At 39.5% G+C, this 12417-nt stretch carries 4 protein-coding genes; 1 reads left to right on the top strand and 3 read right to left on the bottom strand.

The genetic code is table 11. The features are described 5' to 3' along the window. Positions 1–41 precede the first annotated feature (41 nt). Genes sov through J4051_RS02400 form a run of 3 tightly spaced genes read right to left on the bottom strand, consistent with a single transcriptional unit; the run spans position 42 to position 10187 of the window. Positions 42–7238: a T9SS outer membrane translocon Sov/SprA gene (gene sov, locus J4051_RS02410; protein ID WP_236027166.1), complete on the bottom strand. Its 7197-nt coding sequence runs from the start codon at positions 7236–7238 to the stop codon at positions 42–44. Positions 7239–7244: 6 nt separating this feature from the next. Then, entirely contained in the window at positions 7245–7826 is a 582-nt protein-coding gene (ruvA, locus tag J4051_RS02405) for a Holliday junction branch migration protein RuvA (protein WP_208232155.1), read from the bottom strand. Positions 7827–7871: 45 nt separating this feature from the next. Then, on the bottom strand, positions 7872–10187 hold the full coding sequence (locus J4051_RS02400) for an NADP-dependent malic enzyme (protein ID WP_208232154.1): 2316 nt from the start codon (positions 10185–10187) through the stop codon (positions 7872–7874). A 449-nt stretch (positions 10188–10636) separates the two neighbouring features. Here J4051_RS02400 and J4051_RS02395 point away from each other — a divergent pair, with 449 nt between their 5' ends. Beyond that, complete coding sequence (locus J4051_RS02395; RefSeq protein WP_208232153.1) at positions 10637–12415, top strand: hypothetical protein; 1779 nt, start codon at positions 10637–10639, stop codon at positions 12413–12415. Positions 12416–12417: the final 2 nt, after the last annotated feature.

The raw sequence follows: 12417 nt of genomic DNA, 5'->3' as shown, positions 1-12417 counted from the left end.
TAGTGAAGCAAATGTACTTTTTTAAAATCCTTTAATCAAAATTAATTGCCGAAATTATATCGCAAGGTGATCCCCGATCTAATTGTTGTTTGTGGGAATGCGGTTGAGATGGCATATTCGGAAAAAGTATAGTCAAAATAGAAAATACCGGTCAGATTTTTACTGAAGGCATAATCCGCTTTATATTTTACGCCCCAAATTGTTTGTCCCGAGGTCACTTGATTATCTTCCAAATCAAGATACCTGATGATGGTTTTGTTATCCCGCACTGAAATATCGGCCATCATGTTCAAATCGGCCGTAATAATTTGTGTAGGACCTGCCATTTTTGATCGAATCCTCACGTTCTTAATCCGATACCCCAAGCCCAAAGTATATTCGTTCCCTTTTATTTCTGTCAACAAGTTATTGTCAAAACTCAAGGAAAGGATTCTGTCCTTTTTAATTTCTGCCATAATCTTCACCGAGCTTTGCATCTCAAAATCCAATTTCATCAACGGACTAAATTGTTCTTCTAAGTTGATATTGCTAAATAAGGTTTGGTTTTTAAAATTACCTCCTTGATCTAGTGCATCTGGATTGTTTTCATCATAATCCAAATTGGTACGGAACTGGTTGATGGTGTATCCAGAGCGATAGCCATGTGTTACTGAAAAACGCTTGAACTTGTCCTTAAACCACTTTAAGCGCATCAAGCCAGTGTATTTTAAAGTCCAGTTAGGAATTGGAATATCCCTAAATGCACTTAAGCTTACATTATCTGCATTGGATCCTTGGTAAGCCGACAAGAATGCTGGTAACAACACCGCCTGATTATTTTTTCCAAACCCTACAGGATAACCTTCAGCATCTACTGGATAGGTGTCATTGCCGTAAAAATTACGCGCCAACCGTCTAGCCACGACTAATCGATTGGCTCTAAAATCATCAAAAGCAGCAGACTGTGTCTCGTCACTTGGGCTGAAAGCCGTTTTAATAAGTGATGTGGAAATATTGAAATTACCAAAGGAATTTGTAATCAACGAATTGTAAACGTCACTCAGTCCATCGCCATTGGTATCTGTGGCATTGAAGTTTTCATTGGTGTTTTCAGAATACATTCTGCTACCGATCAAATCGATTTTTAAATCTTTTATGACTTCAATATTAGCGGACACATCCAAACTGCGGTTGGTCACCTCAGTATATTGTTGATTGAAATCAGGATAAACGGTCAACCATCCATTTCTTGCCACCATATCTCTAATATCGCTCTGACTTCCAAAAGTGTAACCGAAAGTTGGCTTAAGTGTCCCAATAAATCCTGGCGCTCTTAAATAGCCTGGTAAAAAGGTACCGTTATTTTCGCTATAATTGATCTGAAGGCGCTTGACCATAGTGGCAATATCAACAAACGTATTAAACGCTTTTGTGCCAACGCTTGTGTCATCTATAGGCTTCGCATCACTCTGTGCAGTGGCTGACTCACCTCTTCTCTGAATCCCTGAAGGAGCCGAACTCCGTCCCGTGGCGCTGCTCTTCTTTGCATCCTTTCTTACCAATCCAACATATTTATAAAGTGTTTCCATGTTGAACGTGGAGTTGATGTTATGTGTATTGGCGTTCTGTATTGAATTTCCGAGATTATAGGTACGTGTGGTCCCCGTGGTTTCATCAAGTAATGGCAGATTATTGTTCAAGTCAGATCCTTTTTGCCATTGAAAATCGCCCGTATATGAATAGGTTGCTTTTAAGAAACTAAAAGTAGGAATCTTGTACAAGGGAATTTCATAATTGAGCTGTAATTGTTGGTTTTGAATATTTGGATCGCCCAGATCAAAAAAGCCATCCCATATATCAAGTGAAGGATCTTGTTTGCCGTTAATGACGTCATCAACAAAATAGTTTCTGACGATGTTGGTATTATTGGCCGTAAAATTCAAATTCAATGATTTTGACAGCTTATAATTAATGGCGTACTGAAAATCGAATCTGTAATTTCTTCGGAACAATTCTTCCAATCCAATATTACTACCACCCAGTTCCACCTCTCTAAACTTCTGTTTGTTGAACTGACGTAAAATATCTGAATTGACCGTAAAGCTATTTGGCAATAGATTGAAGTTAAAATCTTTCAGAATTTTTGCGTATCTACTTTTAAAGATAGAGTCATTTTTTGCGAACGGCTCAATAGTGATTGGGTTGAAATTATAGGCATAGTTCACACCCGTTCTCAAGTTTTGATCCAGTGCATTTTCGATTTCAAAATCCCGATGATGTACTTTATTGTAAGAATAATTAAAAGTCAAGTTCTCGACATCATAAAAACGTGGTTTTTCGTCGGTAGTGCGTTGTTTTCTGACCCCTATAAAGTTAATGCTCCTACGTTTGGTGAAATCTTCAGATTGCTCCAAAATTTGTTCCTTTTCTGCAGAAGATCCTGCCGCATCAAGTCTCGAGTCCAGCGTTAAATCATTATAGAACTGATCATATTTAGGCGTGATCATTTCCTCACTTTGCGCATAATTGAATGGCAACTGTACGCCCCATTTTTTTGGTAATAATTGACCAAGATTTACATTGGTGACCACATCATATTGTCTTATATCTTCACGACTGCGCTCATTTGGCCGTTGTTCCAAACTTCCAAAACCTACGGTACTTTGCCTTCCTGTGGCACTAATGTCAGCGAAATCCGCAATATTGGAGTCCATACTTAAAATGGCTGCCCATCCGCCTTCATTGTCCAAATCAGAAAGTCGGAGCTCGTTAAACCAGACTTTTCCGCATACGTTAGTAGCTGTCGTGTTGTTTTTGACTCCAACCATAAGTACCCTTACATCTCCAAAATTAGGATTTCCCTTTATGGCCACACGGGTTTGACCCACCTCAAAGTTGTCTCCTGAAGATACAAGTTCAGGTCCTGATGGCGTGACGTTATAAACCGTTGGGTCTTGATTGGACAAAGAACCATCACTAATGCCCAAGGCTTTGATTTTCTGTAAAACGTCCAGGGTTATATCAATTTCGTTTTCAGAAGGCCATACTTGATCCCGTGCTGTACCAGAAACAACGTTCAAAGGCACTTGGATCTCATAGAAATTTTGGGTGAAATCATTCCCCATTCTGACAAAACCGACCATTTCGCCAGGATTTAATGTCCTTCCTTCCAAAGCTTCAGCATGCATGAACATTTTCAGTTTTTTATACTGGCGCATGTCAATGCTTATATTTTTATAAACCCCACGTGAGTCATCGCCTTCCAGTTCACATACCTCAACCACCAAGGACTGCTCGTTTTGCCTGATAATATTATTATTATTGTTAAGTTGTTCCAGCTCGACTCCTGGAGGCAATACATAATTACCTTCGTTTTCTTGTAAGCCTACTACCCCAACACTAAATGAAGCGTCCGAACTGTTATTGCTCGGGTTGTTGTCTAAATCTAATGTATAACGTCTCCAATCACTTCTTACCAAATCTAAAGTAGCAAAACGCATGACTGTTGTTTGGGAAAACCCTTTGAGATACATTCTTGCAAAACGTACGGATCTGATATCAGAAATTCCCCCAATGGCCCTTGTCGATGCATCAATTGGAATTCTAAATTGGTACCATCTGACATCGCGGTTATCGCCGTTCGGCAACGTGATATTTCTGGTCTTTACATCGTTGATCAAGGTATTATTTGGATTATCCAAACTTGCACGCGTGATGTCAATTTCATATTCAAAATAACTGTCAATAGTATTCATTGTGTTATCCCGGTTGATATCCTCAACATCAGGTTGCGTGGTGGAACCTCGGTTGGTGTCTGAGAATGCATCTGGCGAATTCCCTTCTGAACCATTATACTGTTTATACCGCTCAAAAATATCACCGTCGGCTTGAAGAAAATACGTGTAATTATCATTTGAAGGATCCGCACCAAATTGCGATCCGAATCTTGCAATTTCCTCAGAATCATCAAACCCGTCGTATCCAACGTCTTGATTTGCCCGATTTTCTCCAGTACTCGAAAACGCATAAATCAAGGATTGGTTGCGCGGAACTACGGTTCCAAAATCAGTGACTTGCAAACCGCTGATATCCCCATTTTCAGGAAGTCCATTTTCATATTGTTTTTTACCATCTTTAATAATGTCTTCTGAGATATTACCAAGATTTATGAGCAACTTCCCGCCAGGATTGGCCGTATTATCCAAAAATGGATCTTGAACCCAAAACTCAATATATTCTACGTTGGCTTGTTCAAAATCCGTACTGGTGATGGCGCGTGTGATCCCCGCCCAACTGTCCTGCGGTCGGGTTAAGGCATTTGGATAGTCAATGTTTTGGGTCTGGAAATTATAAGGACCTCTTTCGGCAGGATAATAGACCAAATCCAAAGTTCGATTTATGGTGCTTTGGCCCTGGACCAAATCTCTTTCCGGAAAAATTTCATCTATAAATACGCGCCTGGTATAGAGGTCTGACACATCATTATCCGTAATACCTGATGGACGTTGATTACTATAAAAAATAGGATCGACTGTATACCAGTTTAGGTGTGCTCTGTTAAACCCATTTTGTATTCCAATTTCGTCCTCGTTGGGAGCTAGTCCCAAACCTTTAGGACGACTCGATAAAAACCAAGATTGAGGCGACAACAAATCGATACTTCCTTGTGACCCTTCAAAATTATCAATATAAGCCGTAGCCTCTCCTTGAAAATCTGCACCTTTTGGTGCTCCAGGAAGAAGGTAAGCAAATTCTCCCCTTACGGAAAGGTTGGAAGGAACGTCAGTGTCAATATTTGGTAATTTATTAGCCAATCGCGTCAAGAATGGCACTTCCGTAGAATAATTACCGTTAAATCCAAAAATAGTATTGTTAATGGATTCGGAATTATAATTGGATTTTTGCGTAATTGGACGCTCATTAAGATTTAAAAAGGTAGCACCCAAAACAAAGTTTTCATTGAATTGATGTTCTACGTTCAGCCCAGTAAAACGCTTGGTCTGTTGTCCAAAAACAGCATTATTTTCAACCGATACATTGATTGGCGTATTGGATGCCTTTAATGCTTGATCTAAAATTTCTACACGCCCCAATTGATAGTTGACGGTATAATCCACCCCTTCTACCAAGACTCGACCACCAGCAGTGACTTTCACCGAGCCTCGTGGCACATTAAAGGCGCCAATGGCAATCCCTTCACCGCCTGAAGATTTGTAGCGCCCTTTCAATTGGAATTTATTTTTTTCTGATTCCTCTAAAGCAGCCGTTTTTGTGCCTTTGTAGAGGATGTCATAGACATATTTCTCCTGATTTGGGTTGGTATAGGTAGGATCGTCATAATCTGTAGGATATGCAGGATCGGCCAAGACATCAAACAAGTATTTCCCAAAAGGCTCCACTTTTGTAAAAATGATCTTTCCGTTTTGCGGCAAGACCGTAATCCCTGGAACGAAGTCAAAAAACCCATCACCATTTTGCTGCGGGTCGTTGTTATAGTTCAATCGGTCTAAATGAAAAAGTCGGATTAATGGGGTTTCTGTAATCTGTGTATCATCAGATGGATCTGAGGTGTTGTTGTCATAAGGGGGAAACGTAGTACCATCAACAGGCTTGATATAGTTTAATGCCGAAGATTCCGTATAAAAGATATTCAATTTAAAATCTTCCTGACTCAGTTGATAGGCGCCAGAGTCATAAATATTTTTCATCATCAAATCCCAAATAGGCTGATTCACATTAGTGATGGCACTTTTCAGCATCTTTAAAACAAGATTGTTATTGTTGACTATTGTATTTCCTGAAACCGGATCTGTTGACGATCCTGTAGCCTCCACACCATCATTGGCAAACTCTCCAACCTGGTAAACATTACTGCCAACAGTATATTGGAACGCTACGGCCAAAACTTCATCATTCTGCAAACGTTGGTTCAATGAGATATATCCTAACTGAGTTTGGAGTGTATAATCATAACCTTCTGTCAGTTTTTTGGCATTTTCCAATTTCCCAAAGTCAAAACCTTCATTGGCCGGAATATTTATCCCCTGTTCCACTCTGGTAATATCTCTTACTGCATTGGTTAAATTAGAACCTGCTCCACCAATATTAGTTGGGTCAAATCCATTATTTTTATTATCTGGAAGTGGTCCCGGTCTTAAAATATTGACTGTAGAACCTACACGTTGGGATTCTCCAAGATCCTGGAACGCGGCAACATTCCGAACGTTATCTGTTTGGTTGCTCCTGTTGGTCACCCAAACTTCAATACGTGTAATTTGGACATTACTATTGATATGTGGATACCGTTCTAAAGCGACATCATAGCGTTCCCTGAAATAATGGGCAAGGAAAAAATGTCGGTTTTCATCATAGTCACGGGCGTAAAAAGAAAACTCCTCAAGCGTACCACCACCTTGTGCCACGACAGAGCGCGACTGCGATTTCTGCTCGGAAAAAACGGCTGTGACCCTAGTCTTTCCAAACTGCAATTCGGTTTTGACCCCAAATAAGCTTTGAGCGCCGGTAATTAAAGAACTGTTTAGTGGCATGCTCACGTTACCCACTTCAATTTTCCTGACGATATCATCCTCCGTTGGCGTGTATTCCAACTTGATCAAATTTTGAAAATCGAAGGTCGATTCGGTGTCGTACTGTGCCGAAACTTGAAGCCGTGTACCTACTTTTCCCAATAAACTCAAGCTGATGCGTTGGTCAAAATCAAAGGTGAAATTGCTTCGGTTACGCGGTGAAAACGACGGATTGTCCTGTTTGGTAAACAAAACACCCAGATCCATTTCTACCGAACCTTGAGGGATAACCTCTATAGTGTTTCCTCCAAAAAGGGTTTCAAAAAACCCAGAATTAACGTAAAACTCAGGGAGCAGATTTTTTTGTTGATCCTCGGTACCTTCCTTTTTACCTTCGGCAGCATCAACTTTTTGTTTATAATAATTTTTTAGATTCTCTTCAAGCACCAACTTTTGATATTCTTTTGGAGTGAGAATAAGCGGATGATTGATATTGAAACTTCCTACCGTTTGAGTAAAGATATATCGGTCTGTATTGGGATCGTAAGTGTACTTTGAAACAATGCTGTTAGGATTTGGCATTTTGATCCTGCCCAATGCATGTCCCGTTTTAGTAGAATCTTGAGTTGCTGGTATTTCTTGTGAAAACCCAATATGACCTATAAATAAAGTCAAGCTTATGAGCCATAAACGTGTTAATGATAATGTTAAGCTGGGGTTGGTTGTGCTCAAAATCGGTTATAAATTTTTTAGTGCCTCTTTTATAATGACTTCTACGTTTGCATCGGGTTGGTTCTTAACAATTTTCTCGACAACGCGTTCTGCTTGTTTTCGTGCAAATCCGAGAACCTCTAAAGCAGATAACGCTTCATCTTTGTGCGTATTGTTTTTAATTGTAGAAACATCGTCAATATCATAAATTTTCAGCACTTTATCCTTCAAATCTAAAATCACACGAGCTGCCGTTTTCGCACCAATACCCTTGACAGATTGCATTAATGCCGCATCGCCATGTGCTATCCCTTCCCTGACTTGTTTTGGAGACAAAGAAGACAACATGGTACGGGCAGTACTTGAACCTACGCCACTTACAGAAATCAACAACTTAAAAATCTCACGTTCGGATTTTGAAGAAAAACCGAACAAGGAATGTGAATCTTCCTTGACCTGTAAATAAGTGTACAGTTTAAGAAAGTCGCCATCGGGAATTTGAGAATAGGTGTGCAATGATATATTGATAAGATAGCCTACACCATTGCAGTCAATTACAACATCAGTTAAATTCTTTTCAACAAGTTTCCCTTGAATATGTGTAATCATGTAGTGGCTTTAGTTAAAGACTCAAATGTAATAAAATTATTTTCATTACAAAGCTGATTCTTTTTCTAAAGCCGCTTTAACTTCTTGATCTCTTTTCTCTTTTTGTTGGGCATCAATAACGGCAATTGCAGTCATGTTGACAATTTCATCTACACTGGCATCCAATTGGAGAATGTGCACCGGTTTGCGCATACCCATCATGATTGGCCCGATGGATTCTGCTCCATTGAGCTCTTTCAAAAGTTTATAGGTGATGTTTGCTGAATCTAAACTTGGAAAAATAAGCGTATTGACTTTTCTACCAGCCAATCTTGAAAACGGAAAATTCTCTTGAAGCATTTCTTGATTGAGGGCAAAATCCGTTTGCAACTCACCATCTACCAACAAATCAGGATTGGACTCGTGCAAAATTTTGACGGCATCCCTGACTTTGGTTGCCTTCGGACTTGGGGATGACCCAAAATTGGCAAATGATATCATTGCCATTACAGGCTCCATCCCAAACATTCTAACCGTTTTTGCAGTCATTTGGGCAATGGTCGCCAAATCTTCCGCTGGTGGATCTATATTAATCGAGGTATCACTTAAAAACATTGGTCCACGACGGGTCATCATAAGGTTGGTTGTGGCAATACGGGTTGCGCCCTTTGCCAAACCAATGAGCTCTAACATAGGTTTTACCACTGATGGATAGCTTCTTGAAAACCCAGAAATCAAGGCATCTGCATCACCTTCATTAACCATCATTGCCGCAAAATAGTTGCGTTCTCTCATCAGTTTTTGAGCAGAGTATAGCGTGACACCTTTGCGTTTACGTTGCGACCAATACACTTCAGCATATCTATTGCGACGTGTTTCTTCATCATCAGTTTTAGGATCGATGATTTCAACATTAGAATCAAATTCAATCTCAGCCATCAAGCTCAATATAGATTCCCTTCTTCCCAGCAAAATCGGAATAGCAATGCCTTCATCATAAGCAATTTGTGCGGCCTTCAAGACATCCAAATGATCCGCTTCTGCATACACTACGCGCTTAGGATTCATTTTTGCTCTATTGGTCAACAATCTGACAATTTTATTATCAGAGCCCAAACGCTCTCTTAAATGATCCTGGTATTTACTCCAATCCGCTATCGGTTCTTTGGCCACGCCACTATCCATTGCTGCTCGCGCCACCGCTGGAGGTACTTCTATAATTAAACGTGGATCAAATGGTTTCGGGATAATATAATCTCTACCAAAGGTCAAACGGGTTTCGCCATAGGCAATATTGACTTGTTCGGGGACATTTTGTTTGGCCAAATTAGCGAGGGCTTTAACCGCAGCCATTTTCATAGCTTCATTGATTTTAGTAGCTCTAACATCTAAAGCACCCCTAAAAATATATGGGAATCCAAGAACGTTATTCACTTGGTTAGGATGGTCAGACCGTCCTGTTGCCATAATGATATCCTTTCGAGTATCTATGGCCAATTGGTATTCAATTTCAGGATCTGGATTGGCCATGGCAAAAACAATAGGATTATCTGCCATAGACAACAACATTTCAGGAGAAACGATATTGGAGGTAGACAGCCCAATAAAAACATCCGCATTTATCATCGCATCATCAAGTGTTTCTATCTCACGATGAGTTGCGAATTCTGCTTTTTCCGCAGTTAAATTCGTTCTGCTTTGTTTGATTACCCCTTTGCTATCGCACATCACAATATTTTCTCGCTTGGCACCAAAAGCTTGGTACAAGCGTGTACATGATATAGCTGCTGCACCAGCGCCACTAATTACTATTTGGGCTTCTTCTATTTTTTTATCGGCAAGTTCCAAGGCATTCAACAATGCTGCAGCCGAAATGATTGCCGTACCATGTTGGTCATCGTGCATGACTGGAATATCCAACTCTTCCTTTAGACGACGCTCAATTTCAAAAGCTTCAGGCGCCTTAATGTCTTCTAAATTAATACCCCCAAAGGTTGGTGAAATCATTTTAACCGTTTGGATGAATTCCTCTACATTTTCAGTTCCGATCTCAATATCAAAAACATCAATGTCAGCAAAAATCTTAAAAAGGAGACCTTTTCCTTCCATCACCGGTTTTGAAGCTTCAGGACCAATATTTCCAAGTCCTAAAACTGCCGTACCATTAGTAATTACGGCCACCAAATTGCCTTTGGCTGTATATTTATACACGTTATTGACATCTCTGGCAATTTCCAAACAGGGTTCTGCAACACCTGGAGAATAGGCCAAAGATAAATCGCGTTGTGTCGCGTATTTTTTAGTAGGAACTACCTCAATTTTTCCAGGAGTTGGTTTGGCATGATATACTAATGCTTCTCTACGTTTGCTCTGCTTGCTCATAAAAATTAAAATTTTTAGCTAAAGAACAAAGGTAACTGTTTTATGAGAAAAGAAAAGAGACATTAATTGGATTTGGTATAAATTTATTTACAGATCAAGGTTTATATTTTGAAACAAGTTTTTTAGGTATATAATTTCGAACATGGCTATGTCAACTAATTAACAAACAATCATTTATATTCACCAATAAATGATAGTACCCCAATTAATAAGTGGGGTTAATTCAACGATTGGTTCTGAATATTTTTCCGAATCCAAAAATATCAGAAATCAAATACAGAATTTCGCTACTCCATTTTAATTTTAACCTGTTGAATTGGATTATATTTGTAGGTGTTTTTTGAATCCCTTTTTTTCTGATGCCATTGAAAACCTACATCTCTATCCTTCTCCTTTTCTTCTGCCATGTAATCGTTGTGGCGCAGGTAACTCCAACCAAGAAGGACTCTATGTACCAAAAGATAGAAGACTATTCTGAGAAAAGGAAATTCACTAAAACGCTCCATAAACTCGTTTTCAGATCAACCACAAAAAGACCGGTAAAATCTCCAAAAAATCGCCCGAAGCAAGATTTTGCACCGTTTGAAGGAAAGATTATCCGGAATATCACCATTCAAAGTCATGATCCTTTTGGGTTTTCATTTACAGACAGCACTCAAACTGCGAACAGTTGGATAGAAAAAACTGGAAATTTCATTCATATCAAAACAAAAGCGTTCGCTATAAGAAACACCTTGCTCATTAAGGAAAACACGCCATTAGACACTCTTTTGCTGAGTGAATCCGAACGTTTGATCAGATCACAGAGTTATATAAGACGACTTGAAGTTACAGCTAAAAATGCTGGATCCTCAAAAGACTCTGTCGATCTTCATATTGAAGTTTTGGACTCTTGGAGTTTAATTCCATCCGCCAGCATTTCTACTTCAAAAACGAGGCTCAGGCTGAAGAACCGGAATTTTCTTGGGTTTGGGCATGAGTTCAACAACAGCGTCACCAAGAGCATGGAAAACAGCAACTATGGTTACGAAATGAGCTATACTGTACCCAATATTAAAAACACGTTTATCGAAACCACATTGGCTTACAAGATAGATTTGGATGGACAATACAGTAAAATCTTAGATATTGAACGTCCTTTCTATTCCCCATATTCTCGCTGGGCCGGAGGGATTTATCTTGATGAACAATACCGAATGGAAGAATTAAATGATGCCCAAGGTGAACCTAAGTTGCAGGATTTCAGATATCATACCCAAGATTTTTGGGGTGGACATGCTTTTAGAATATTTGATGGCACTTCAGAAAAGGAACGTACCACTAACCTTATCAGTAGTTTGAGGTTTTTGCATGTCGGCTATAGAGAACGACCTTCTGCAACTTATGACAGTATTGGCTACTTTGCCAACGAATCGTTTTATTTGGGCAGTTTAGGCATTGCCTCACGACAGTTCGTAAAAGATGATTATATTTTTAGGGATGGCACTATTGAAGACGTTCCAATTGGTACGGTATATGCTATCACCGGAGGTTACCAAAGAAAAAACCAGCATAATCGCATGTATCTAGGAGCCAGGGCGTCCCATGGTAATTATTTTAAATGGGGCTATTTGAGCACTAGTTTTGAAATTGGAAGCTTTGTAGATCATAGCCATCTGGAACAAACAACTATTTCCTTAGAGGCCAAATACTTTACAAACCTGATTTCTTTGGGCAATAATTGGAAAATGCGCCAGTTTGTAAAACCTCAAATACTTATTGGCACGAACAGGTTAGGATCCGAAGGCGATCGCATCACTATTGATCAAAAAAACAAATTCAGAGGGGTTTATGACAACAATTACGACTTAAAGCAAGGTGCAGGCATTCCCGGTTTTAAAAGCGACCTTATGGGAACGAAGAAATACGTATTATCCTTGCAGACCCAGTTTTACTCCCCCTGGGAAGTGTGGGGCTTTCGATTAAATCCGTATGTTAATTTGAGTGCCGCTGCTTTGGGCAATGAAGATGAGTCTGTTTTAAAGAGTAAATTATACTCTTCTTTTAGTATAGGTGTCATTATCAGAAATGACTATCTAGTGTTCAATTCTTTTCAATTATCATTTTCGTTTTATCCACAGATTCCAGGACAAGGAAACAATATTTTTAAAACGAATGCTTACGAAACAGACGATTTTGGGTTTCAAGATTTTGATTTGGGGAAGCCGACTCCGGTTTGGTATAATTAGGG

Origin of the sequence: Gelidibacter pelagius (assembly GCF_017581925.1) — a bacterium.
GTDB lineage: Bacteria > Bacteroidota > Bacteroidia > Flavobacteriales > Flavobacteriaceae > Gelidibacter > Gelidibacter pelagius.
Note: the sequence above shows the minus strand (reverse complement) of the source record. Positions and strands in the feature narration are given on the sequence as shown.